Source organism: Streptomyces sp. 11-1-2 (assembly GCF_003595545.1).
Lineage (GTDB): Bacteria > Actinomycetota > Actinomycetes > Streptomycetales > Streptomycetaceae > Streptomyces > Streptomyces hygroscopicus_B.
On the sequence record NZ_CP022545.1, the window covers coordinates 3,823,625 to 3,846,919 of the forward strand.

At 72.2% G+C, this 23,295-nt stretch carries 22 protein-coding genes; 14 read left to right on the forward strand and 8 right to left on the reverse strand.

The features are described 5' to 3' along the window. Window positions 1-350: 350 nt before the first annotated feature. Window positions 351-749, reverse strand: coding sequence for a peptidase inhibitor family I36 protein (locus CGL27_RS16245; RefSeq protein ID WP_119987740.1), 399 nt, complete (start codon window positions 747-749; stop codon window positions 351-353). A 118-nt stretch (window positions 750-867) separates the two neighbouring features. Next, the gene (locus CGL27_RS16250) at window positions 868-2,469 is read right to left on the reverse strand and encodes an MFS transporter (protein WP_119987743.1); all 1,602 of its coding nucleotides are present in this window, start codon (window positions 2,467-2,469) and stop codon (window positions 868-870) included. A gap of 128 nt (window positions 2,470-2,597) precedes the next feature. Between CGL27_RS16250 and CGL27_RS16255 the strand changes: the two genes are divergently transcribed. The 7 genes from CGL27_RS16255 (at window position 2,598) to CGL27_RS50060 (ending at window position 9,388) form a co-directional block, all read left to right on the forward strand. Then, window positions 2,598-3,263, forward strand: a complete 666-nt coding sequence (locus CGL27_RS16255; protein ID WP_119987745.1) for a TetR family transcriptional regulator — start codon at window positions 2,598-2,600, stop codon at window positions 3,261-3,263. Window positions 3,264-3,363: 100 nt separating this feature from the next. Continuing rightward, window positions 3,364-4,569: an alpha/beta hydrolase gene (locus tag CGL27_RS16260; protein WP_119987748.1), complete on the forward strand. Its 1,206-nt coding sequence runs from the start codon at window positions 3,364-3,366 to the stop codon at window positions 4,567-4,569. A gap of 85 nt (window positions 4,570-4,654) precedes the next feature. After that, the gene (locus tag CGL27_RS16265) at window positions 4,655-5,683 is read left to right on the forward strand and encodes a DUF4429 domain-containing protein (protein WP_119987751.1); all 1,029 of its coding nucleotides are present in this window, start codon (window positions 4,655-4,657) and stop codon (window positions 5,681-5,683) included. Next, the gene (locus tag CGL27_RS16270; protein WP_119987754.1) at window positions 5,684-7,060 is read left to right on the forward strand and encodes a sensor histidine kinase; all 1,377 of its coding nucleotides are present in this window, start codon (window positions 5,684-5,686) and stop codon (window positions 7,058-7,060) included. Beyond that, on the forward strand, window positions 7,057-7,734 hold the full coding sequence (locus CGL27_RS16275) for a response regulator transcription factor (RefSeq protein ID WP_078641194.1): 678 nt from the start codon (window positions 7,057-7,059) through the stop codon (window positions 7,732-7,734). The genes CGL27_RS16270 and CGL27_RS16275 overlap by 4 nt, the downstream gene beginning before the upstream one ends. A 125-nt stretch (window positions 7,735-7,859) precedes the next feature. Beyond that, complete coding sequence (locus tag CGL27_RS16280) at window positions 7,860-9,071, forward strand: alpha/beta hydrolase (protein WP_119987757.1); 1,212 nt, start codon at window positions 7,860-7,862, stop codon at window positions 9,069-9,071. Window positions 9,072-9,103: 32 nt separating this feature from the next. After that, window positions 9,104-9,388, forward strand: coding sequence for a hypothetical protein (locus CGL27_RS50060; protein WP_162952990.1), 285 nt, complete (start codon window positions 9,104-9,106; stop codon window positions 9,386-9,388). Here CGL27_RS50060 and CGL27_RS16285 read toward each other — a convergent pair. Both CGL27_RS16285 and CGL27_RS16290 read right to left on the reverse strand, forming a co-directional pair. Beyond that, on the reverse strand, window positions 9,349-10,392 hold the full coding sequence (locus CGL27_RS16285; protein ID WP_119987759.1) for an aldo/keto reductase: 1,044 nt from the start codon (window positions 10,390-10,392) through the stop codon (window positions 9,349-9,351). The two genes, CGL27_RS50060 and CGL27_RS16285, sit on opposite strands and share 40 nt — an antisense overlap. Next, entirely contained in the window at window positions 10,389-10,850 is a 462-nt protein-coding gene (locus CGL27_RS16290) for a MerR family transcriptional regulator (protein WP_119987762.1), read from the reverse strand. Before CGL27_RS16290 ends, CGL27_RS16285 begins: the two co-directional genes overlap by 4 nt. A 148-nt stretch (window positions 10,851-10,998) precedes the next feature. On the opposite strand from CGL27_RS16290, the gene CGL27_RS16295 reads away from it, so the two are divergent. Beyond that, window positions 10,999-11,814, forward strand: coding sequence for a serine hydrolase domain-containing protein (locus tag CGL27_RS16295; protein WP_119987765.1), 816 nt, complete (start codon window positions 10,999-11,001; stop codon window positions 11,812-11,814). Window positions 11,815-11,834: 20 nt separating this feature from the next. Here CGL27_RS16295 and CGL27_RS16300 read toward each other — a convergent pair whose 3' ends face one another. Next, window positions 11,835-12,503, reverse strand: coding sequence for a pirin family protein (locus CGL27_RS16300; RefSeq protein WP_205587925.1), 669 nt, complete (start codon window positions 12,501-12,503; stop codon window positions 11,835-11,837). A 109-nt stretch (window positions 12,504-12,612) separates the two neighbouring features. Here CGL27_RS16300 and CGL27_RS16305 point away from each other — a divergent pair, with 109 nt between their 5' ends. The 5 genes from CGL27_RS16305 to fabF all read left to right on the forward strand — a co-directional run bounded on the left by CGL27_RS16305 (window position 12,613) and on the right by fabF (window position 17,562). Next, window positions 12,613-13,797 carry a helix-turn-helix domain-containing protein gene (locus CGL27_RS16305; RefSeq protein ID WP_078641200.1) on the forward strand — a complete coding sequence of 395 codons (1,185 nt, stop codon included), beginning with the start codon at window positions 12,613-12,615 and terminating at the stop codon, window positions 13,795-13,797. Between the two features lie 89 nt (window positions 13,798-13,886). After that, window positions 13,887-14,882, forward strand: a complete 996-nt coding sequence (locus tag CGL27_RS16310; RefSeq protein WP_119987767.1) for an ACP S-malonyltransferase — start codon at window positions 13,887-13,889, stop codon at window positions 14,880-14,882. Further along, complete coding sequence (locus CGL27_RS16315; RefSeq protein ID WP_119987770.1) at window positions 14,879-15,889, forward strand: ketoacyl-ACP synthase III; 1,011 nt, start codon at window positions 14,879-14,881, stop codon at window positions 15,887-15,889. The genes CGL27_RS16310 and CGL27_RS16315 overlap by 4 nt, the downstream gene beginning before the upstream one ends. Before the next feature lie 82 nt (window positions 15,890-15,971). Further along, window positions 15,972-16,220 carry an acyl carrier protein gene (locus CGL27_RS16320; protein WP_020871568.1) on the forward strand — a complete coding sequence of 83 codons (249 nt, stop codon included), beginning with the start codon at window positions 15,972-15,974 and terminating at the stop codon, window positions 16,218-16,220. Between the two features lie 76 nt (window positions 16,221-16,296). Beyond that, window positions 16,297-17,562 carry a beta-ketoacyl-ACP synthase II gene (gene fabF, locus CGL27_RS16325; RefSeq protein WP_078641203.1) on the forward strand — a complete coding sequence of 422 codons (1,266 nt, stop codon included), beginning with the start codon at window positions 16,297-16,299 and terminating at the stop codon, window positions 17,560-17,562. 102 nt (window positions 17,563-17,664) lie between these two features. On the opposite strand, the gene CGL27_RS16330 is transcribed toward fabF, so the two are convergent. Continuing rightward, window positions 17,665-18,558 (reverse strand): NAD(P)-dependent oxidoreductase, encoded by an 894-nt coding sequence (locus CGL27_RS16330; RefSeq protein ID WP_119987773.1) that lies wholly within the window; start codon window positions 18,556-18,558, stop codon window positions 17,665-17,667. Window positions 18,559-18,618: 60 nt separating this feature from the next. After that, window positions 18,619-19,113 (reverse strand): DUF3145 domain-containing protein, encoded by a 495-nt coding sequence (locus CGL27_RS16335; protein ID WP_078641205.1) that lies wholly within the window; start codon window positions 19,111-19,113, stop codon window positions 18,619-18,621. 325 nt (window positions 19,114-19,438) lie between these two features. Between CGL27_RS16335 and CGL27_RS16340 the strand changes: the two genes are divergently transcribed. Next, a complete protein-coding gene (locus tag CGL27_RS16340) occupies window positions 19,439-20,437 on the forward strand; it encodes an SGNH/GDSL hydrolase family protein (protein WP_205587706.1) in 999 nt (332 codons plus the stop codon). Window positions 20,438-20,732: 295 nt separating this feature from the next. Here the strand turns inward: CGL27_RS16340 and CGL27_RS16345 are convergent, their stop codons facing one another. Next, window positions 20,733-23,273 carry a glycoside hydrolase family 3 C-terminal domain-containing protein gene (locus tag CGL27_RS16345; RefSeq protein WP_119987775.1) on the reverse strand — a complete coding sequence of 847 codons (2,541 nt, stop codon included), beginning with the start codon at window positions 23,271-23,273 and terminating at the stop codon, window positions 20,733-20,735. Between the last annotated feature and the right edge of the window lie 22 nt (window positions 23,274-23,295).

The following is a 23,295-nucleotide window of genomic DNA, read 5'->3' on the forward strand; positions in this document are numbered from 1 at the left end:
AAGGCGCGTGAGCACACGCCCGAACGGCACCCGGGGTCCAGTTCGGGAAGGGGCGGGTAGGGGGAACACCCAGCCCCCGGACCGACCACGGTCGCCCGACCGGCCCCCGGCCGCCGCGCTGGGACAACAACCGCACCAGCGTCAGGCGAGGCCCCGGGGCAGCGGAGCCGCACCCGATCGCAGCCGCCCCAACGGACGGCGGCCGGACCGCCCCCCACCGTCCGAAAGGCGCGTGAGCACACGCCCGCAGGGCCCCCGGGGGTCCAGGGGCGGAGTCCCCGGTTCGGGAAGGGGCGGGTAGGGGAACATTCAGGCTCCGGGCCCGGGATCCGGTGCGGGCCCCTGCCAGGTCAGCGTTCCCAGATTTTGAAGGCCCGTACCTGGTACGGGGTTTCGGGGGCCCAGGAGCCCGTGGGGTAGGTGCGGAATTCGGCCGTCTCGGCGCACTCGCCGCTCTGATACGCCGTCACCGGACGGCCCGTCCGGTTCGCCAGCGAGGCCGCGGTCGTGCCGGACGGCAGGGGGACACAGCTTTCGATGTCGACACCGGCCAGTTCATGGGTCTGGCGCGCCCCCGTGAAGCCGCCGCTCCGCCACAGGCAGAGCTGACCGGCGGCGCAGTTCCCCAGGCGCGGTGGCGCACCGGCGGCCCGGGCCGTCGCGGCCGTCGCGGCCGGGGCGAGGGTGGCGGCGAGAGTGGCGGTGAGGGCCAGAGCCGAGACGGCGGCGGCCGTAGTGATCTTGCGCATAAACGCTTTCGCTCCCCGTGTGGAAAGAACAGAACGGGAGCCAGCCTGTCCGCCGGCTCCCGTTCGCCACCATGGGGTCGATCAAGGTCCACCCTGATAGGGGGTTGACCGCGAGGGGTCAGATGTGGACGCTCCCGCCGGCCGCCTCCGCGTTCTCGCCGCGCTTGGTGAAGCTCGCGACCAGGGCCGCGACCACCGAGACGACAGCGGCCAGGGTGAAGGCGAGGCCCATCCCTGACACGAAGGTGTCATGTGCGACGGCCGTGATCTTCCCCGCGATCTCCGGCGGAGTGCCCTTGGCGACCGGGGCGATGCCGACCTCGACGGCGTCCGACGCCTTGGACTCCGCGCCCTCGGGCATCGGCGGCAATCCGGCGTCGGCCCACTTCTGCGGCAGCGTGTTGTCCACCCTGCCCGCCATGACCGCGCCCAGGACAGCCGTACCGAGGCTGCCGCCGACCTGCATCGCGGCCTGCTGGAGGCCGCCGGCGACACCGGCGTGCTGGATTGGGGCGTTGCCGACGATGACCTCGGTGGCGCCGACCATCACCGGGCCGAGGCCGAGGCCCAGCAGGGCGAACCAGATGGACATCTCGAGGCCGCCGCTGTTCACGTCCAGCCGGGAGAGGCCGAACATCGAGACGGCGGTGATCACCATGGAGGTCACCAGCGGCATCCGCGGCCCGAACTTGGTGATCAGCGCACCGGCCAGCGGCGAGGCGACGATCATCATCGCGGTGAGCGGCAGCAGCCGCAGTCCGCTGTCGACGGGGCTCAGCCCGTGCACGTTCTGCAGATAGAAGGTGACGAAGAACAGCCCGCCCATGAAGCCGAAGGCCATCAGCACCATCAGCACGGTGCCCGCGCTCAGCGCCACCGAACGGAACATGCTGAGCGGCAGCAGCGGCTCCCGCGTGCGGCTCTCCCAGAAGACGAAGGCGACGAAGCAGACCACCGACAGGCCCAGGAAGAGCAGCGTGCGCTGATCGGTCCAGTGCCAGTCGGCGGCGTTGATCAGCGCCCAGATGAGGCAGAACATCGCACCGGACAGCAGCACGATGCCAGGGAGGTCGAAGGAGCGCGGGGCCTTCTCGGCGCGGTGGTCGACCAGCAGCAGCAGGCCGAGGATCAGCGCCAGCACGCCGACGGGCGCGTTGATGAAGAAGACCGACTGCCAGTTGACGTGCTCGACGAGCAGTCCGCCGACGATGGGTCCGGCGGCGGTGGAGGCGCCGATCACCGCGCCCCAGATGCCGATCGCCATGTTGAGCTTCTCGGCGGGGAAGGTGGCGCGCAGCAGTCCGAGCGCCGCGGGCATCAGCAGCGCGCCGCACAGGCCCTGCAGCACCCGGAACACCACGACGAGCGATACCTCGCCGGAGAAGCCGATGGCGGCCGAGGAGATGGCGAAGCCGATGACGCCGATCAGGAAGGTCTGGCGGTGGCCGAAGCGGTCACCCAGCTTGCCCGCCGTGATCAGCGCGACGGCGAGGGCCAGCAGATAGCCGTTGGTGATCCACTGAACATCGGCGAGCGAGGCGCCGAGGTCCTTCTGGATGGCCGGGTTGGCGATGGCGACGATCGTGCCGTCGAGGGCGACCATCGTCACGCCGAGGGCGACGGTGAGGAGCGTCAGCCATGGATGACCCCGAAGCCCCCTGGGGGCGTCGGTTATGGGAGGTTCCGGCGCCGAACCGGCGACGGTGGTCGAAGAGGTCATGACCGGACACTAATGTCAGCGTCTGACAATTGACAAACCGATTCATCCGCCGGTAACTGACGTTTTCGTCACAGGTATCCTGAGCAGCCGCAACGCGGCCCCCGAGCCGACAGAAAGCGAGCCGATAGGTGACAACGGACGAGGCAGTGGCGGACCCGAAGACGCCACCACCGCCCGGGCTGCGCGAGCGCAAGAAGCAGCGGACGCGGAACGCCCTGGTGCGCTCCGCGCTGGAGTTGTTCACCCGTCAGGGATACGAGCACACGACGGTCGACGAGATCGCCGAGGCGGTCGAGGTCTCCCAGCGCACCTTCTTCCGGTACTTCGCCAACAAGGAGGAGGTCGCCTTCGCCAGCCAGGAGTCGGCCGAGCGCCACTTCTTCGCCGCCCTGTGCGGGCGCCCCGCGGACGAGGCGCCGCTGGCGGCGCTGCGCAGCGCGGTACTCGACGCCTGGGGGAGCATCGGGGGCGCGATCGAGCAGATGGTGCCGCCCGAGCTGCATATGCGGATGTACCGGGTGATCGAGTCGACGCCGAGCCTGCTCGCCGTGCATCTGCGCCGCACCGCCGAGATGGAGGAGCGGCTGGCGAGCGAGATCGCCCGCCGCGAGGGGCTGGACATCGACGCCGACCCGCGGCCGCGGCTGGTGGTCGCGATGTTCAGCGGAGTGATCCGGGTGTCCGGGAAGCTGTGGGGCGAGGGCGAGGAGGACAGCATGGTCACTTTGCGAGACCTCACCGCGTTCCATCTTGATTACGTGGGTCCCACCCTCGCCGGGCAATGGGATAAATAGCATCAATTCCGACATAGCTCCCAAGAATTCCCCCTGTCAAACGTGAGATGAATCACGGCATTTGGCACCTGGCACCACGCTTCTCCTAGGGTGTGCCGCGGTGACTTCCTTCTCGGAGCTCGGCTCCCCCTCCCCCGGTTCCACCGCTTGGCGCGCCCTGCTCGCGCTGGCGGTGGTGTTCGTTCTCCTCGCCACCACCGGGTGGACGGCCGTACGGAGCCACAGAGGAGCTCCGGACGCGCTCTCCGCGTCGATCAGCGCCTGGCGCCACGGATCGCTCGGCGGCCGCGCGCTGCCCGATCCGTACGGTTCGCCGCGCGCCCTCGGCCGCTGGTTCGACTCGCTCACCAAGGCCCAGACCGACCGCCTGGTGCGGCGCTATCCGCTGGCCGTGGGCAATCTCAACGGCGCGCCGGTGGACCTGCGGTTCCGGGCCAACCGCGTCGCCCTGACCCAGGCGCGCGCCGATGCGCGCAAGCGGATGCACGACGCCCGGCTCACCCCGATGGGCCGCTCGGACGCGACCCGCCGGATGAACCGCTACCAGGACCTGCTGGGCGCGGGGCGGCAGATCCTCTCCTTCGATCCGTCGGGCGCCGGACGGGCGGCCGAGGTCTTCGGCGACCTCGCCCACGCCAACCGGGTCTCGATCGTGGTGCCGGGTGTGGACACCGACATCCTGACCTTCCAGAAGTCCGGGCGCCCGTACACCGCCACGGTCGGGATGGCCCACGCGCTCTACGAGAACGAGCGGGCCGACGCCCCGGACACCAAGACCGCCGTCATCGCCTGGGCCGACTACACCTCCCCCGCCGGGATCGGCATGGACGCGGCCACCGGCAAGCTGGCCGCCCAGGGCGCGGTGCGGCTGCGCGCGCTGGTCGACGCGCTGCCCGCGCTCTCCCGGGTCTCGCTGATGTGCCACAGCTACGGCTCGGTGGTGTGCGGGGTCGCCGCCCGCGATCTGCCGCCCAAGGTCACCGATATCGCGGTGGCCGGCAGCCCCGGAATGCGCGCCGACCACGTCTCCGACCTGGGGACCAGTGCCCGGGTGTGGGCGATGCGGGACTCCGGCGACTGGATCGGGGACATTCCGCATCTGGAGGTCGGCGGGCTCGGCCATGGCGCGGACCCGGTCTCCTCGGGCTTCGGCGCCCGGCTGCTGTCCGCGGACGGGGCGGATGGACACGCCGGATACTTCGAACCGGGCACGACCAGCCTGGACAACTTCGCGCGGGTGGGAATCGGCGCTGTCCAGTCCGTGAGCTGCGGCGACGGCGACGACTGCACCGCGGGGCTACGCTGACGCCCGGCGCAAACACCGGAAACTCTAGTGACGCGCGTAGCTTCAAAGGGGGACGGGCGGGCCGCCGCCGCATACGATGAGCCGCATGGGTGATGTGCTGGCCGGTTTTCAGACCGTCTGGGAGTTCGACACCGACTCCATGCTCATCCGCTTCGAACGGGGGATCCGCACGCCGAAGCTGCTCCAGGCGCTCGGCGAACGCCGCATCCCCTTCGAGGCGCTGTCCGGAGTGGAGCTCGCTGTCGGCAAACGGGGAACGGTGGTGCTGCGCGCCGTGCCCAGACCAGGCGCCGACCCCCTGATGGACGCCGCGGGCGGCCAGCTCAAGGAGGCGTACGACCCGTACCGCCTGGTGCTGCCCGCCGAGCGGGAGACGCTCGCGGACTACTACGCCGAGCGGATACGCGAGTCCCTCTGCCCGGACGCGGACGTCCCCGCCGAGGCGCATCTGGTGACCGTGCCCCCGGCGCCGCTGTCCTTCAAGGCGTACGACGGCAAGGCGTCCTTCGACGGCAAGGCGATCTCCTTCCGCTGGTTCTGGACCGGCGCCTCCTCGGAGAAGTGGAAGGTCGGGGACCAGCGGTTCCGGATCGACGAGCTGACCGGTGTGGAGTGGCGGTCCCCGGAGAGCCGGGGCTCGGCGGGCACCGCCCCCAAGGAGGGCTCCGCCAAGGGCGCCTCCGCCAAGGGTGCTTCGGCCAAGGGCGCTTCGGCCAAGGGCGCCTCCGCCAAGGACGGCACGGCCAGGAACGGCACCGGCAAAGCCGCCCCCAAGGGCGGTGGCCACGGCTATCTGCGGCTGCTGCGGCGCTCCGCCGAGGACGAGCCCGCCGGCCGCCCCGACCAGGACCCGGCGGCCGTGGTGTTCGGGATGGGCTACGGCCTCGTCCACCAGTCGCTGCCGTTCGCCGCGGCCGTCCTGGAGGCGATACGGGCCTCCTCCCCGGTGCCGTGGGCCGAGGGCGCCCCGTCCTCGAACCGGGCCGGGGCCCCGCGCCGCGACCCCGCCGACATCGCCGAGCGCATCCGTCATCTGGGCGAGCTGCACACAGCCGGGCTGCTGACCGACGACGAGTTCAGCGCGAAGAAGGCCGAGCTGCTGGCGGAGCTGTAAGTGTCCGGTCCCTCCTCCGCACCGGCCGGCGCGGCCGCCGGCCCGGCGTCCACCGCCGCCTCCTCCACCGCGCACGAGAGCCTGCCCAAGGCCGCCCGGCGGCAGGCGGGCGCCCTCGCCCGGGCCCTGGTCACCCCCAGCTATCCGGCGACACCGCTGTTCGCCCGGTCGCCCCGGCGCTGGCTGCGCCGGGTGCCGTACGGCGTGGCGATGATCCTCACCACGATCCTCGTCCCCACCTCCGCCCAAGTCCTGTCCAACGACTACGGGGTGGGCGGCGGCGTGGCCACGCTGATCGGCATCGTCCAGAGCACCCCGCTGCTGCTGTCCGTCACCCGTCCCCTGCAGGCGTGGTGGATCGTCTTCCTCGCCGACATCGTCTGCGCCCTGGTGGTGCTCGGCACCGCCGAGCACCTGGAGAACCGGGTGTGGCCCTGGCTGCCGGGCCCCATCATCGGCTATCTCTTCCTGCTGCTCGCCCTGGCGCTGCGCGAACCGCGCCGCACCCTGGTGGCGGTGTGGCTGGTCACCGGCACCGCCGGACTGTCGCTCGGCATGGCCTTCCCGGACAAGAGCAACGGCAGCAATGTGGTGCTGTTCGTGCTCGGCGGAGTGGTGCTGCTGGTCGCCGGGGCGCTGCGGGAGCGCGGCGACGCCCAGCGGCGGCTGGCCGAGCAGGAGACGATCAGCGAGGCCGAACGGGCCCATCGCACCCTGCTGGAGGAGCGCACCCGGATCGCCCGCGAGCTGCACGACGTGGTCGCCCACCACATGTCCGTGATCACCGTGCAGGCCGACAGTGCCCCGTACCGGATCGGCGGTCTGCCGTCCGAGGCGGAGCGGGAGTTCTCCACCATCGCCGCCACCGCCCGGGAGTCCCTCGCCGAAATGCGGCGGCTGCTGGGCGTGTTGCGCAGCGAGGAGACCCGCGGTGAGCGGGCGCCGCAGCCGGGGCTGCGGCAGGTGCCGCAACTGGTCGAGGCGACGGTACGGGCCGGCATACCGACCACGCTGACCATCGCGGACGAGGTGGCCGAGCTCGAACCGCTGCCGCAGGCCGTGGGGCTGTCCGCGTACCGCATCGTGCAGGAGGCGCTGGCCAATGTGGTGCGGCACGCGCCGGGCGCCGCCACCCGGGTGGCCATCTCGGCGGCCGACGACCGCTCGGCGCTGACCCTGCTGGTGGTCAACGGCCCGCCGGTCAGCGCGCCCACCAAGCCCCTGGAGACCAGCGGCACCGGCCATGGCCTCGTCGGCATGGTCGAGCGCGTACGGCTCGTCGGCGGCATGCTCGACACCGGCCCGCTCCCCGACGGCGGCTTCCGCGTGGCGGCCCGGCTCCCTCTGGTAGACCTCGAAGAGACGGACCCTTCATGACCATCAAGGTGATCATCGTCGACGACCAGGCGATGGTGCGGGCCGGGTTCGCCGCCCTGCTCGCCGCGCAGAGCGATATCGACGTCGTCGGCGAGGCGCCCGACGGGCGGGAGGGCGTGGAGGTCAGCCGTCGTGCCCACCCCGATGTGGTGCTGATGGACGTCCGGATGCCCGAGATGGACGGGCTCGAGGCGGCGCGGCAACTGCTGGACCCGCCGCGCGGGGTCATCCACCGGCCCAAGGTCCTGATGCTCACCACCTTCGATGTGGACGACTACGTCTACGAGGCGCTGCGCGCCGGGGCCAGCGGCTTTCTGCTCAAGGACGCCCCACCGGCCGATCTGATCTCCGCGGTGCGGGTGGTGGCGGCGGGCGAGGCGCTGCTCGCCCCGTCCGTCACCCGCCGGCTGATCGCCGACTTCGCCCGCCAGCGCCCCGCCCCGCGCCGCGACGGCCCGTCCGCGCGGCGCAGCGGGCTGACGCCGCGTGAGACCGAGGTGCTGGAGCTGATCGCGCGGGGCCTGTCCAACCAGGAGATCGCCGAGTCGCTGGTGCTCGCGGAGCAGACGGTGAAGACGCATATCGGCCGGGTGCTGGCCAAGCTGGGGCTGCGCGACCGCGCCCAGGCGGTGATCTTCGCTTACGAATCGGGCCTGGTGACACCGGGTCAGTAGCCCCGGCCGGGCCGCGACCCCCTACTGGGGTATGACATCCCACTTGGCACCGGGGGGTGACGTACCGCCACCCGACGGCTCCCTACCTTCTCCTCCGTCACCGACGGAAGAGGGAAGCCCCGGCCATGTCCCAGACGGTACGCACCAGGCACTACGCGCGACGCCTGATCACCGCGGCGCTCACCATCACCGTCATGGCGGGGACGGCCGGCTGGACCGTGGCCCACGAGGAGCAGGCCATCACCGGCCCGCCGCCCGGCACCGCCGCATGGCTGTCGGACCATTCGCTGGGCGGGGCCGGGCGCGAACTGCCCGATCCGGCCACCACCTCGCCCGCCGAGATCGCCCGGTTCTTCGGCCGGCTCACCGACGTCCAACGGAAGGCGCTGGTCATCCGGCATGCCGAGGTGGTGGGCAATCTGGACGGCGCGCCGCTGAGCCTGCGGTACGAGGCCAACTCCCGGGCGATCCGGGCCGCCTGGCACAGGGAGCGGAAGGCCGACGCCGGGAGCCCGCTCGCCGAGCGGTACGCGGCGCTGCTCGCACCGGGCCGCCGGATCCTCGCCTTCGATCCGCGCGGGCGCGGCCAAGTGGCGGAGGTGTACGGGGACTTGGCGACGGCCCGGCGCACGGCCGTGATCGTGCCGGGCTCGGACATCGATCTGAACGCCTTCGACCGCACGGGCGATCCGTACGGCGCCCCGGCCGGGATGGCGCGGTCGCTGCGGGCGCAGATGGCGAAGGACGCGCCCGCCACCCCGACCGCCGTCATCGCCTGGGTCGGCTACACGACCCCGGTCGGGCTGGGCCCGGACGCCGCCACCAGCCGGCTGGCCAAGGCGGGCGCGCCCCGCCTGGACCGGTTCCTCGCGGGGCTCGCCGTGACCACCGCGGCGACCGCCGACGCCCCGCCCGCCGTCTTCTGCCACAGCTACGGCTCGGTGGTCTGCGGGCTGGCCGCCTCCGCGATGGACCGCGCCCGCGTCGCCGACCTGGTGGTGCTGGGCAGCCCGGGGATGCGCGCGGACAGCGCCGGGGCCTTGCGCACCGGGGCCCGGGTCTGGGCGGCGCGGGACCGCACCGACTGGATCCGGCGGGTGACCGGCTATGACTTCCTGGGCCTGGGCCACGGCGACGACCCGACCGATCCGTCCTTCGGCGCCCGGGTGGTCTCCTCCGAAAGCGCCCAGGGCCACACCGGCTACTTCGCGCCGGGGACCGACTCGCTGCGCAACTTCTCGCGGATCGCGCTCGGGAACTTCGACGATGTGCGATGCGCGGAGGAGGACGACGGCAGTCCGGGCACGGGGCCGGACTGCCGCCAAGGTCTCATCTGACCGCCGTCCCGCCCGGCACCGGGCGGTGCCGGGTGCCGTCGGCCACCCGTCGCGCCCTGGCGCCCGCCATCGCCTCCCGGCGGGCGCCCCGCCGCGCCCCGGCCGCCTACCTGGAGCGTCTGACCGGCCGCACCCGGCACCCGGCACCCGGCAGCACCATGCGCGGTACGCCGCACCCGGCCCGCCGCCCCTTCGCTCCGCACAAGTCCAGGGGCTGCCCGGCGCACCGGCAGCACCGCGCACCGGCTGCCGCCCCGCCGCGGCCCGACGCCGCCCGCTACTCCCGGCCCGCGCTCGTCGCGCTCATATCGGCGTAGCGGGCGCCCGCCACCTGTCCCGCGATCGGCTCCAGCGCGGCCAGCTCGTCCGCGCTCAGCTCGATCCGGGTCGCGCCGGTGTTCTGCTCGATCCGGGCGCGGGTGCGGGTGCCGGGGATCGGCACCACGGCGAGCCCGTAGACCTGGGCCCGCTGCTGCACCCAGGCCAGCGCGATCTGGGCGAGCGTGGCGCCGCGCGCCTCGGCGATCTTGCGGATCGGCTCCAGCAGCGCGGCGTTGGTGGCCGCGTTGTCGCCGGTGAAGCGGGGCTGCAGGCGGCGGAAGTCGCCCTCGCTCAGCTCCTGCTCGGCCTGGACGAAGGAGCCGGTGAGGAAGCCGCGGCCGAGCGGCGAGTACGGGACGAGGGCGACGCCAAGTTCGGCGGCGGTGGCCGCGACGCTGTTCGCTCCGCCGCCCTCCACATCGCGGCTGAACAGCGACCACTCCGACTGCACCGCCGCGATCGGATGCACCGCGTGCGCCGCGCGCAGCTCCTTGGCCGTGACCTCGCTCAGCCCGAGGTGCTTGACCTTCCCCTCGGCCACCAGCTCGGCCATGGCGCCGACGCTCTCCTCCAGCGGCACCTCGGGGTTGCGCCGGTGCATGTAGTACAGATCGACATGGTCGACCGCCAGCCGGCGCAGACTGCCCTCGATGGCCTGGCGGATGTACGGGCGGTCGTTGCGGATTCGCTGGCTGCCGAACGGATCGCTCTCGTCGCGCTCGATGGCGAACTTGGTGGCCAGGGTGATCCGGTCGCGGTGGGCCCGGACGAAGGGGGAGATGAACTCCTCGTTCCGCCCGAAGCCGTAGACATCGGCGGTGTCGAAGAGCGTGACGCCCAGCTCCAGGGCCCGCTCCAGCGTGGCCCGCGCCTCCGCCTCGTCCTGGGTCGGTCCGTAGCCCCAGCTCATGCCCATGCAGCCCAGGCCCTGGACGCCGACCTCCGGTCCGCCGGCCCCCAGGCCGACGGTCGCGATGGTCTCGTTGGTGCTGTTGCTCATACCGGGTCAAACCTCTCCGACGCCCGCCGGGCGTCAGCGTAGACATCGATCTTGAAGTCGAGGACTTCGAGCGTGCTCTGCAGCTCGGCGATCCGCTCCCGCACATTCGCGCGGTGCGTGGTCAGCAGCTCCTCACGCTCGGCGAAGGTGTGCTCGCCCTCGCGCACCAGCTCGGCGTAGCGGACCATGTCCGCGACCGGCATCCCGGTCAGCCGCAGCTTGCCGACGAGGTCGAGCCAGTCCAGGTCGCGGTTGGTGAAGCGACGCTGGCCGGTGTGCGTACGGTCCACATGCGGCATCAGCCCGATCCGCTCGTACCAGCGCAGGGTGTGCGCCGTCAGCCCGGTGTGGGCGACCACCTCACTGATCGTGTAGCGGTCCTGCCCGCTGGGCCGGGGGTGCCCGCCCCTCCCCGCGCAGGTGCGCACCTTCACCGGGGCGCTCTCCATCAGGGTCATGCCGATTCACCTCTCGCAGGTCGCCGATCCGCACACCTCATCGACGTCTTCAACGCTATTGACTTGGAGTGCACTCCAAGCAAGCGAAGATTTGGCGGAACCTTGGGTGCCGTGAGTCCGCGCGGCGCCCGCCACTAGGCTCTGTGACATGGAGAGCCTGCGGATGATCGAGAACTGGCCGGTCCCGACGGCGGCGGCGGCCGTCGTACGCGCGGACGGCACCCTGGCCGGATCGTACGGCCCGACCGGCCATCGTTTCCCCCTCGCCTCGGTCACCAAGCCGCTCGCCGCCTACGCCGCGCTGCTCGCCGTCGAGGAGGGCGCGATGGAGCTGGACGAACCGGCCGGGCCCGAGGGCTCCACGGTGCGCCATCTGCTGGCGCACACCTCCGGGCTCGCCTTCGACGAGCACCGCTCGGTCGCCGCGCCCGGCAACCGCCGGCTCTACTCCAACGCCGGGTTCGAGGTGCTGGGCGATCACATCGCCAAGGCCACGGACATCCCGTTCCCGGAGTATCTGCGCCAGGCGGTGCTGGAGCCGCTCGGCATGACCGCCACCGAGCTGACCGGCTCGCCCGCCAAGGACGGCGTCTCGACCGTGGACGACCTGGTGCGCTTCGCGGCGGAGCTGCAGGCCCCGCGGCTGCTGGCGGCCGAGACGCTGGCCGAGGCCACCTCCGTGATCCACCCGGGTCTCACGGGTGTGCTGCCCGGCTACGGCCATCAGCGGCCCAACGACTGGGGGCTCGGCTTCGAGATACGCGACGGCAAGTCGCCGCACTGGACCGGCGCCTCCTCCTCGCCCCGCACCTTCGGGCATTTCGGCCAGTCCGGGACGTTCCTGTGGGTCGACCCGGACGCCCGCGCCGCCTGCGTCACCCTGACCGACCGGGCCTTCGGCCCCTGGGCGGTCGAGGTCTGGCCGCCGCTCACCGACGCGATCCTGGCCGAGCTGGCCGCATAGACCCCTCGGCCATAAGCCCCTCAGCCATAGACCGGCTCCGCGTGCATCTCCCAGATCAGCAGCTCGGCGGGGCCCTCGGCGCGCGCCTCCAGACCCTCCGCCCCGGAGATCCGCGCCGCGTCGCCGGGCCCGAGGGTCTCCCCCTCGAGCCGCGCCGCGCCGCGCACCGCGTGCACGTACACCCACGGCGCGTCCGGCAGCGCGGTGCGCTCGCCGTCCGCCAGCCGACGCACATGCAGCACCGCCTCGGTGCGCTCCAGTGCGTACGGGGTGCCGTCGGCGATGCCGCGCACCACCTCGTACCCGGGGTCCGTCGCGGCACCCGAGCCCGGCACCAGCCACATCTGGACAAAGGTGAGGGGTTCCGCGCCCGCGTTGCGCTCGGTGTGACGCACTCCGCTTCCGGCGCTGAGCCGCTGCACATCGCCGGGGCGCACCACGGTCCGCGCGCCGGTGGAGTCCTCGTGGGTGAGCCCGCCCTCGACGACCCAGGTGACGATCTCCAGATCGCGGTGCGGATGCTCGGCGAAGCCCGCACCGGGGGCGAGCCGCTCCTCGTTGCAGGCGACGAGGGACCCGAACCGCACGTTGCCGGGGTCGTAGTACCCAGAGAAGGAAAAGGCGTGGCGCGTCTCGATGCCCGCGCCCTCCCCACCCGGATACCGTGCACCGGACCGCTGTATCCACATCACCCGGTCCACGGTAGTGCGCCCCGACCCGTCCGCCCCGGCCCCGCCCCTACCCCCGCGTAGCCTCCCGCCCCCAGCGCTCACCACCCGATAAGGCAGTCTTGTCCTCGTGCCTGAACCAGCCTCGAACACCCCGCATCCGCACAGTGCCACCCTGCGCCGCCTGGAGAAGTCCTCCGGGAAACTCGCCGCCAACGCCATCGCGCGCATGGACGAGCAGCTGCCGTGGTACCGCGCGATGCCGCCCGAGAACCGCTCCTGGATCGGGCTGGTGGCACAGGCGGGCATCGCGGCCTTCACCGAATGGTTTCGCCACCCCGAGGCGCCCCAGGCGATCAGCACCGATGTGTTCGGCACCGCCCCGCGCGAGCTGACCCGGGCGATCACGCTGCGGCAGACCGTGGAGATGGTCCGCACGACCATCGAGGTCATGGAGTCGGCGATCGACGACGTGGCGGCCCCGGGCGATGAGTCGGTGCTGCGCGAGGCGCTGCTGGTGTACGCGCGGGAGATCGCCTTCGCCACCGCCCAGGTGTACGCGCAGGCCGCCGAGGCGCGCGGCGCCTGGGACGCCCGGCTGGAGTCGCTGGTGGTCAACGCGGTGCTGTCCGGGGAGGCGGACGAGGGGGCGCTGTCCCGCGCCGCGGCGCTCGGCTGGAACTCCCCCGAGCATGTGTGCGTGGTGCTGGGCACCGCCCCCGACGGGGACAGCGAGCTGACCGTCGAGGCGATCCGCCGGGCCGCCCGCCACGCCAAGCTGCAGGTCCTCACCGGGGTGCTGGGCGACCGGCTGGTGGTGGTAGCGGGCGGCTCGGACAATCCGCTGCAGACGGCGAAGGCACTGATCGGGCCGTACGCCCCCGGCCCGGTGGTGGCCGGTCCGGTGGTCTCCGACCTGCTGGCCGCGACCCGCTCGGCGGGGGCGGCGGCGGCCGGGCTGAAGGCGTGCACGGCCTGGCCGGACGCGCCCCGTCCGGTGATCGCCGACGATCTGCTGCCCGAGCGCGCGATGGCCGGGGACCCCGCTGCCCGTGAGCAGTTGGTGGAGGAGATCTACAGACCGCTGGAGGAAGCCGGTTCGGCACTGCTCGAGACACTGAGTGTGTACCTCGAACAGGCGAGCAGTCTGGAGGGGGCGGCCCGGATGCTCTTCGTTCACCCGAACACCGTCCGCTACCGGCTACGACGTGTGACGGACGTCACCGGATGGTCACCTTCCGACGTCAGGTCGGCGTTTACTCTGCGCATAGCCCTGATCCTGGGCCGTCTCGCCGACGCGAACATATTGTCCTGACCGTTTGTTGGACCTCCACAATTCCCCTGACGGTTCTTCGTCCTTGTCCTCACGGGCGAGTCGGACCATCCACAAGAGAGAGTGTGAGAGTGCTCGTACTCGTCGCTCCCGGCCAGGGCGCTCAAAAGCCCGGCTTCCTCACCCCCTGGCTCGACCTGCCCGGCGTCACCGAACGTCTGACGTGGTGGTCGGCCGTGTCCGGGCTGGACCTCATCCACTACGGCACCAAGGCCGACGAGGAGGAGATCCGCGATACCGCGGTGGCCCAGCCGCTGCTGGTGGCCGCCGGTCTGGTCTCCGCCCACGCGCTGTTCGGCGAGGGCATCGAGGGCGCGACCGGTCCCGCGGGGCTGCCGAGCCGTATCGGCGCGGTCGCGGGCCACAGCGTCGGCGAGATCACCGCGGCCGTGGCCGCCGGTGTCCTCACCGACGAGGCGGCCATGGTGCTGGTCCGCCGGCGCGGGCTCGCCATGGCGGAGGCCGCGAGCCGCACCGAGACCGGAATGGCCGCCATACTGGGTGGTGAGCAGGACGATGTCGTCGCCCACCTCGACAAGCACGGACTGACCCCGGCGAACGTCAACGGCGCCGGGCAGATCGTGGCCGCGGGCACCGCCGAGCAGCTGGCGGCGCTGGCCGAGGACAAGCCCGAGGGGGTGCGCCGCGTCGTACCGCTCAAGGTGGCCGGCGCGTTCCACACCGACCATATGGCCCCGGCGGTCGCCGCCCTCGAGGCCCTGGTCGCGGGCGTTCCGGTGGCCGATCCGCGCACCGCTTACGTCTCCAACCGTGACGGCGGGGTCGTGACGTCCGGGGCCGGGGTGATCGAGCGAATGGTCGCCCAGGTGTCCAACCCGGTGCGCTGGGACCTGTGCATGGAGACCTTCCAGGAGCTGGGCGTCACCGCGCTGATCGAGGTGGCCCCGGGCGGCACGCTCACCGGCCTCGCCAAGCGTGCCCTGCCGGGCGTCACCAACCTGGCGCTGAAGACTCCGGACGATCTCGACGCGGCCCGTGCGCTGATCGAGGAGCACGCCATTCCCGCCGTCGCCACACCGGCCGAAGAGGAGCTCCGAGAAGCATGACCGCGAAGATCAAGCCCAGTAAGGGCGCCCCGTACGCGCGAATTCTCGGCGTCGGTGGCTACCGTCCGACCCGGGTGGTGCCGAACGAGGAGATCCTCAAGCACATCGACTCCTCCGACGAGTGGATCCGCTCCCGCTCGGGCATCGCCACCCGGCACTGGGCCGGTCCGGATGAGACGGTCGCCGCCATGTCCGTGGAGGCGGGCGGCAAGGCCATCGCCGACGCCGGCCTGAGCCCGGAACAGATCGGCGCCGTGATCGTCTCGACGGTCTCGCACTTCAAGCAGACCCCGGCGGTCGCGACCGAGATCGCGCATCTGCTGGGCACCGGCAAGCCGGCCGCGTTCGACATCTCGGCGGGCTGTGCCGGCTTCGGCTACGGGCTGACCCTCGCCAAGGGCATGATCACCGACGGCACCGCGGAGCATGTGCTGGTCATCGGGGTCGAGCGGCTTTCGGACCTGACCGATCTGGAGGACCGCGCGACGGCCTTCCTGTTCGGCGACGGCGCCGGCGCCGTGGTGGTCGGCCCCTCCAAGGAGCCCGCGATCGGCCCCACCGTCTGGGGCTCGGAGGGCGACAAGTCCGACACCATCACCCAGACGCTGCCCTGGGACGTCTACCGCGACCAGGACGCCGCCGATGTGCGCTATCCGGCACTGCGTCAGGAGGGCCAGGCGGTCTTCCGCTGGGCCGTCTACGAGATGGCGAAGGTCGCCCAGCAGGCTCTGGACGAGGCCGGGGTCGCCCCGGACGACCTCGACGCGTTCATCCCCCACCAGGCCAATATGCGGATCATCGACTCGATGATCAAAACCCTCAAGCTGCCGGAGCACGTCACGGTCGCCCGTGATGTGGAGACCACCGGCAACACCTCGGCCGCCTCCATTCCGCTCGCCATGGAGCGGCTGTTGGCGACGGGGCAGGCGAAGAGCGGCGACACCGCGCTCGTCATCGGATTCGGAGCGGGTCTCGTCTACGCAGCGACGGTCGTTACCCTTCCTTAGGCTCCATAGTCCATATCCACGCAGCTCGGCAGAAGTCGGACGCTGCGCCACCACCGCAACACACCGAAGAAGGAGCGCCGCAATGGCCGCCACTCAGGAAGAGATCCTCGAGGGTCTCGCCGAGATCGTCAACGAGATCGCCGGTATCCCGACCGAGGACGTCCTGCTGGACAAGTCCTTCACCGACGACCTGGACGTCGACTCGCTGTCCATGGTCGAGGTGGTCGTCGCCGCCGAGGAGCGCTTCGACGTGAAGATCCCGGACGACGACGTCAAGAACCTCAAGACCGTCGGCGACGCCGTCGACTACATCCTCAAGCACCAGGGCTGAGCCCGTATCAAGGCCGGTCGTCGCCGCCCATGCGGTGGCAGGTCCAGCACCTTCTACACGTGGAGTAGGAATTCCTGTGAACTCGACCAATCGCACCGTGGTCGTCACCGGTGTTGGTGCCACGACGCCGCTGGGTGGCGACGCCCCGTCGACCTGGGAGGCCCTGCTGGCCGGCCGGTCCGGCGTCCGCCTCCTGGAGGAGGAATGGGCGGCCGAGTTGCCGGTCCGCATCGCCGCGAAGATCGCGGTGGAGCCGGGCACGGTCATTCCGCGTCCGCAGGCCCGCAAGCTCGACCGGTCGGCGCAGTTCGCGCTGATCGCGGCCCGTGAGGCATGGGCGGACGCGGGCTTCACCGCCAAGGCGGGCGAGGACTCCTCGATCGACCCCGACCGGCTCGGCGTGGTCGTGGCCTCCGGCATCGGCGGCGTGACCACCCTGCTCGACCAGTACGACGTGCTGCGCGAGAAGGGCGTCCGCAAGGTCTCCCCGCACACCGTGCCGATGCTGATGCCCAACAGCCCGGCGGCGAACGTCAGCATCGACCTCAACGCCCGCGCGGGCGCGCACACCCCGGTGAGCGCGTGCGCGTCCGGCGCCGAGGCCATCGGCTACGCCATCGAGATGATCCGCACCGGCCGCGCCGATGTGGTGGTCGCGGGCGGCACCGAGGCGTCCATCCACCCATTGCCCATGGTCGCCTTCGGCAACATGATGGCGATGTCCAAGAACAACGACGACCCGCAGGGCGCCTCGCGCCCGTTCGACGCCGACCGCAACGGCTTCGTGATGGGCGAGGGCTCGGGCGCCATCGTCCTGGAGTCGGCGGAGCACGCCGCCGCGCGCGGCGCCCGGGTGTACGCGCAGGCCATCGGCCAGGGCATCTCGGCCGACGCCCACCACATCACCCAGCCGGAGCCGTCCGGCAATGGCATCGGGAACGCGCTGCAGAACCTGGTGGAGAACACCGGCATCAACGGTGCCGAGGTCGCGCACGTCAACGCGCACGCGACCTCGACCCCGCAGGGCGACCTGGCGGAGATCAAGGCACTGCGCAAGGTGTTCGGCGACGATGTGGACCATATGGCGGTCTCCGCGACCAAGTCCATGACGGGCCATCTGCTCGGTGGCGCGGGCGGTGTGGAGACGGTGGCCAGCGTGCTCGCGCTGTACCACCGGCTGGCCCCGCCGACGATCAACCTCGTCTCCCCGGACCCGGAGGCGGACGCGGACGTCGTGACCGGCGAGGCGCGGGCGCTTCCGGCCGACGGCCCGATCGTCGCGCTGAACGACTCGTTCGGCTTCGGCGGCCACAATGTGGTGCTGGCCTTCCGCACGGTCTGACGCGCCGCATGGTCTGACGCGCTGACGCGCTGATACGTGGGGGTGGCCCGCCTCCGGCTCCGGCCGGGGGCGGGCCATCGGTGTGTCCAGGCCGCCCGTCCCTCAGGGGGCCTCGCCGTCGAAGCTGGCGAAGTACGAGGCCACCATGTCCTCGTCGCCGTGGCCCGCCTCGATGGCGCGGCGGAACCGCTCCAGGCCCGCCGCCGCCAGGTCCAGCCGCACTCCGACGCGCTCCCCGGCCTCCACGATCAGCCGGGCGTCCTTCTCGGCGGTCTTGGTCGCGAAGCTGGGCGCGAGGTCGCCCCGGAAAAGCTGGGCCGATTTGACCCGCATATAGCCGTTGTCCAGCGGTCCGCCCTCCACCCCGTCCAGGAAACCCTGAAAGTCCACGCCCAGCCCCTTGGCGAGGGCGGCCGCCTCGGCGGTGGCGTGGGTGACATTGAGGACCCAGCTGTTGAGCACCAGCTTGAGCCGGGTGGCGGCGGCCCCCTCCGCGCTGTCGCCGACCCACACCGTACGGCTGCCGATCGCGTCGAAGACCGGCCGGACGACCGGGCGGACGGGGCGAGGGCCGGCGGCCAGCACCAGAAGCTGTCCGCTCTCCGCGGGCTGCTTGGTGCCGAGGACGGGCGAGTCGATGAGGACGAGATCCTTCTCACGGGCGAACGCGGCGAGCGATTCCATCGCCTCCAGCCCCGCCGTGGTGGCCTGGGCCCATACGGCCCCGGGGCGCAGCGCGGAGGCGGCCTGCCGCATCGTCTCGAGGGCCGCGGCGCCGTCGTAGAGGATCGTCAGGACGACATCGGCGCCGTCCACGGCCTCGGCCGGGGTGTCGGTGACGCGTACGCCGTCCTGGCCGAGCGGCTCGGCCTTGGACCGGGTGCGGTTCCACGCACGGACGTCGAGCCCGGAGCGGGCGAGGTTGCGGGCCATGCCGGAGCCCATGATGCCGGTGCCGAGGACCGCGACGGACGTTGCCGGGAGTTGTTCGGTCATGCCGCCACGCTAAGACCTGAAGCGCACTCCAGGACAAAGGAGTGGCGGCGCGTCAGGCGCTCAGACCACCTGGTGCAGCCAGCGGACGGGGGCGCCCTCACCCGCGTAGCGGAACGGCTCCAGCTCGTCGTCCCAGGGCTTGCCGAGCAGCTTGGCGATCTCCGCCTCCAGGTCGCTCTCGCCGCGGATGGAGCGGGCGAGGGCGGCGCGCAGCCGGTCCTCGGGGATCAGGATGTCGCCGTGCATTCCGGTGACGGCGTGGAAGATGCCCAGCTCGGGGGTGGAGCTGTAGCGCTCGCCCTCGGCGGTGGCGCAGGGCTCGGCGGTCACCTCGAACCGCAGCAGATGCCAGCCGCGGAGGGCGGACGCCATTTTGGAGGCCGTGCCGACCTCACCCTGCCAGGAGAACTCGGCCCGCCAGGTGCCGTTCGCCGCGGGTTGCTTGATCCAGTCGAGGGTGACACGCACGCCGAGGACGCCCGCGATGGCCCATTCGACGTGCGGGCACAGCGCGCGCGGAGCGGAGTGCACATACAGAACTCCACGTGTCGTCACCGGTGCCTCCTGTGCGGTTCGAGGTGCGCCTTCCCCAGCGGCCTCGCGCCCGTACCGGTCCCGCCCGGGACATCGGATCACATTCTGCCCTAGTGATCACTCCCACACCAGTCTCGACGTCACCTTCAGTGAAATTTATCGTGCAGAATTCTCTAGAAAGTGGACAGGATGTGACGGGGCGTAATGTGTTGATACCGCATAGCGCGCCATGTCGCCGGGACGACGCCCATCGGACACAAGAAAAACGTACCGTGCGAGCCAGCCGGAGGAGTGACGTACCGTCGGTCCGGATAGATATCACCCAACAGCCGGAGGGGGAACAGCCATGCGGGTCAGCGCGACACGCCGGAAGCGATCGGCGGCCGCTTCCTCGACCACGCGTACGGTCGTGCGCCCGACCCCGCGCACCACTTCGCGCACTGGCCGCCGCACGGCCGGGCGCACTGCCGGGCGCGCCGGCGTGGTGCTGTTCACCACCGCCGCCGTGCTGAGCTCGGCGGGCTGCTTCGGCAGCTCGGACGACCCTTCCCGGCACGGTCCGACCCGCGCCGGGAAGACCCCCGGCGCCAAGCGGACCATCGTCTGGAACACGCGGCCGAGCTCGATCGCCTCCCTGGGCGACTCCATCACCCGCGGCTTCGACGCCTGTTCGGTGCTCTCCGACTGCCCCGAGGTGTCCTGGTCCACGGGCACCGATGTGGAGAGCCTCGCCCAGCGGCTGCTGCCCGCCACCACCGCCCGCTCGGGCACCCACAGCTGGAACTTCGCCAAGACCGGCGCGGTCGTGGCCGACCTCCCCGGCCAGATCGAGGCGGCCGCGGCCCGTAAGCCGAAGCTGATCACCGTGATGATCGGCGCCAATGACGCCTGCCGGGATTCGGTCGACGAGATGACCGCCACCGAGCAGTTCCGCTCCACCTTCACCTCGGCGCTCACCCGGCTCCGCCGTGACCTGCCGAAGACCCAGGTGTATGTGGCCAGCGTGCCGGATCTGAAGCGGCTGTGGTCGGAGGGGCGGAAGAACGTCTTCGGCAGGCAGATCTGGAAGCTGGGCATCTGCCCGTCGATGCTGAAGAACTCCGAGCACCTGGACGCCGCCTCCAACGACCGCCGGCAGCGGGTGGCGGACCGGGTGACGGAGTACAACAAGGTGCTGAAGGACGTCTGTGGGCGCGATGTGCTGTGCCGGTACGACCCGGCGGTGCACGAATACCGCTTCACCACGTCCCAGCTGAGCAAGTGGGACTGGTTCCACCCCAGCAAGGCAGGCCAGCAGCAACTCGCCGAAATGGCCTACCGCCGCATCACCGCCCCCACGTCCTGACCCCGAGCCGCAGCCCGGCTCCCGGCCAGGGGCCGGGAGCCGGGCGCGGGCGGTCTGCCCGACCGGGTGAGGGGGCGCCCCACCGGGCCGGGCGAGGTGGACTGGCCGGCGGACGCGAGCAGCCTCGCCGCACGCCGGGCAGGGGTAGCCCCAGCGGCCGGGGCACGGACCCACATCAACCACGGGTGGGCCCCACCGCCCCAGGCGTGGTGTGGCCCCACCGGGGCGGGTGACGCAGGCGGGTGCACGCCCCACGCGGCCCCCGGGCCGCAGGGGCGGCACGCGCCCGGCGGGCTCAGGCCGTCGTCCGCACCGGGACCGGGGCCCATAGGCGGCGGTCGGCTACGCTGCGGCCTGCTTCTGCCGTGTAGGTGCCCGGGATCAGCCGCCAGGCGCCCTTTGTCCCGTCCCAGATCTCCGCCGCCCGGCGGGGCAGGGGGATGGACACCTCCGCCGTCTCCCCCGGGCCCGCCGTGACCGAGGCGAAGCCCGCGAGGCTCCGGACCGGGCGGTCCCCGGCATCGTCCTGGGTGCCGTTCTCGACGTCGTTCTCCGGCACGGTGAGGTAGAGCTGCACGACCTCACGGCCTGCCCTGGCGCCCGTGTTGCGGACCCGCACGGTCACCGTGCCCAGCGCCTCGCCATCGCCCTCCACGGGGGTGAAGTCCATCGCCTCGTAGGCCCAGTCGGTGTATCCGAGGCCATGCCCGAACCAGTACGCCGGAGCGATCCCCTCCCGCCGCTCCCACGCGCGGTAGCCGATGAACACGCCCTCGTCGTAGACCAGTCGGCCCTCGCTCGGCGTCACCGCGCTGACCGGGGCGTCCTCGAGCCGCTCGGGCCAGGTCGTGGGCAGCCGTCCGCCGGGCTCCTCCGTGCCCAGCAGGACATCGGCGAGCGCGGCGCCCGCCTCCTGGCCCGGGAACCAGCTCAGCAGCACCGCGGCGACCTCCTCCCGCCAGGCCATCTCGACGGGCGAGCCCGCGTTGACCACCACCACGGTGGGGGTGCCGGTGGCGGCGACCCGCCGCACCAGCTCGTCCTGACGGCCCGGCAGCCGCAGATGCCCGCGGTCGAACCCCTCGCTCTCGACCCTCTCGGTGGTGGCGACCACCACCACGGCCACCTCGGCCGCCGAGGCCGCGGCGACGGCCTCCTGGAGCAGCTCCTCGGCGTCCCGCTCCGGCGCCCGGTGCAGCAGGCCGAAGCTGACGGCGTCGAGAAGGGCCTCCTCGGGGCGGGCCACCGCACAGGTGAGGCTGACCTCCACCGGTGCGCCCGCCGTGAGCTCCACCTGGCCCCGGGGCACCGGTGAGCCCATGAACGCCTCGAAGGGGTCGTCGACGTCCGGCGGGAGCTGCTCCCCCTCGAAGAGCACCTTTCCGTCCACGACCAGCCGGAGGCCGCCCAGCCCCCTGGTGCCGAAGGAGTGCGCACCGCTTTCGCGCGGGGTGAAGGTGCCGACGGTCTCGACGGTGTGCAGCTCCTCGTAGCTCACGCCCTCGGGGAAGTCGCTGATCCACTGCACCTGTCCGCCGGGCAGCCGGGATTCGCCGAGCACCCGCCCGTCGGCGGCCCGGACCACGGCGCGCAGCTCGAACCCCTGGGCGGCGGGGGTGAGTTCGTCGGTGGGGTCGGCGCCCACGGCGTAGCTGAACTGGACGTCCGGCGGCAGGGCGGCCCGCAGTCCGTCGAGCGGTGAGACCACATGGTCGGGGAAGACCACCGCCGAGCCGCCGCCCAGCACCCGGGCGTCGCGCGCCGCCGCACCGATCAGGGCCAGCGACCGCACCCCGCCGGGGGCGCCGGCGGTCAGGGGCAGCACCGCGCCCCGGCCGCCCGCGCCCTCGTTCCGCAGCAGCACGAAGGACCGCCGGGCGATCTCGCGGGCCAGCGCGTCCCCGTCGATCGGGCCGGGCCGGTCGGCGGGGGCGACGGCCGGGGCCGCGCCGTCCAGGACGCCGACCCGGGCCGCCAGGGTGAGCAGCCGCCGCACCGCCTCGTCCAGCTCCGCCTCGGTCACCCGGCCGTCGCGCACCGCGGCGGCCAGCGCCTCGCCGTAGACGGTCCGCGGGCCGGGCATCGCGACATCGAGCCCGCCCTTGAGCCCGCGCACGGTGTCGCGGGCCGCCAGCCAGTCGGAGACGATGAAGCCGTCGAAGCCCCACTCCTCGCGCAGCACCCCCTGCTGCAGCTCGCGGTGCTCGGTCATGGTCGAGCCGTTGACCCCGTTGTAGGCGGCCATGATGCCCCAGGGGCGGGCGTTCTTGACGATGGCTTCGAAAGGCGCGAGATACAGCTCCCGCAGCGCCCGCGCACCGACCTCGTTGTCGACGGTGAAGCGCTCGGTCTCCGCGTCGTTGGCCACGAAGTGCTTGACGGTGGTGCCCACTCCGCCGTCCTGCACACCCGTCACATAGCCGGTGCCGATCTCGCCGGTGAGATACGGATCCTCGCTGTACGCCTCGAAGTGCCGCCCGCCCAGCGGGGAGCGGTGCAGATTGACCGTGGGCGCGAGCAGCACATGGACGCCCTTGCGCCGCGCCTCCTGCGCGAGCAGCCGGCCCGCCCGCCGGGCCAGCTCCGGGTCCCAGGTGGCGGCGAGCGCGGTGGGGCTGGGCAGGGCGATGGAGGGGTCGTCGGCGGTCCAGTGGACGCCGCGGACGCCGATCGGGCCGTCCGACATCACCAGCGAGCGCAGCCCGATCGCCGGAACGGCGGGCAGGCTCCACATGTCCTGCCCGGACAACAGCCGCGCCTTGGTGTCCAGATCCAGCAGGCCGAGGGCCTTCTCCACGGCCTCGGCCGTGCCCTCGTCGTCGATCGCGTCCGCCATCGCTCGCCCTCCCGGTGCGGGT

Bases quoted from the DNA above. Each gene is read 5' to 3' on its own strand.
- CGL27_RS16245 (WP_119987740.1), bottom strand. From the start codon at position 749: ATGCGCAAGATCACTACGGCCGCCGCCGTCTCGGCTCTGGCCCTCACC.
- CGL27_RS16250 (WP_119987743.1), bottom strand. From the start codon at position 2,469: ATGACCTCTTCGACCACCGTCGCCGGTTCGGCGCCGGAACCTCCCATA.
- CGL27_RS16265 (WP_119987751.1), top strand. From the start codon at position 4,655: ATGGGTGATGTGCTGGCCGGTTTTCAGACCGTCTGGGAGTTCGACACC.
- CGL27_RS16275 (WP_078641194.1), top strand. From the start codon at position 7,057: ATGACCATCAAGGTGATCATCGTCGACGACCAGGCGATGGTGCGGGCC.
- CGL27_RS16280 (WP_119987757.1), top strand. From the start codon at position 7,860: ATGTCCCAGACGGTACGCACCAGGCACTACGCGCGACGCCTGATCACC.
- CGL27_RS16285 (WP_119987759.1), bottom strand. From the start codon at position 10,392: ATGAGCAACAGCACCAACGAGACCATCGCGACCGTCGGCCTGGGGGCC.
- CGL27_RS16290 (WP_119987762.1), bottom strand. From the start codon at position 10,850: ATGACCCTGATGGAGAGCGCCCCGGTGAAGGTGCGCACCTGCGCGGGG.
- CGL27_RS16295 (WP_119987765.1), top strand. From the start codon at position 10,999: ATGGAGAGCCTGCGGATGATCGAGAACTGGCCGGTCCCGACGGCGGCG.
- CGL27_RS16300 (WP_205587925.1), bottom strand. From the start codon at position 12,503: ATGTGGATACAGCGGTCCGGTGCACGGTATCCGGGTGGGGAGGGCGCG.
- CGL27_RS16315 (WP_119987770.1), top strand. From the start codon at position 14,879: ATGACCGCGAAGATCAAGCCCAGTAAGGGCGCCCCGTACGCGCGAATT.
- CGL27_RS16320 (WP_020871568.1), top strand. From the start codon at position 15,972: ATGGCCGCCACTCAGGAAGAGATCCTCGAGGGTCTCGCCGAGATCGTC.
- CGL27_RS16330 (WP_119987773.1), bottom strand. From the start codon at position 18,558: ATGACCGAACAACTCCCGGCAACGTCCGTCGCGGTCCTCGGCACCGGC.
- CGL27_RS16340 (WP_205587706.1), top strand. From the start codon at position 19,439: ATGCGGGTCAGCGCGACACGCCGGAAGCGATCGGCGGCCGCTTCCTCG.
- CGL27_RS16345 (WP_119987775.1), bottom strand. From the start codon at position 23,273: ATGGCGGACGCGATCGACGACGAGGGCACGGCCGAGGCCGTGGAGAAG.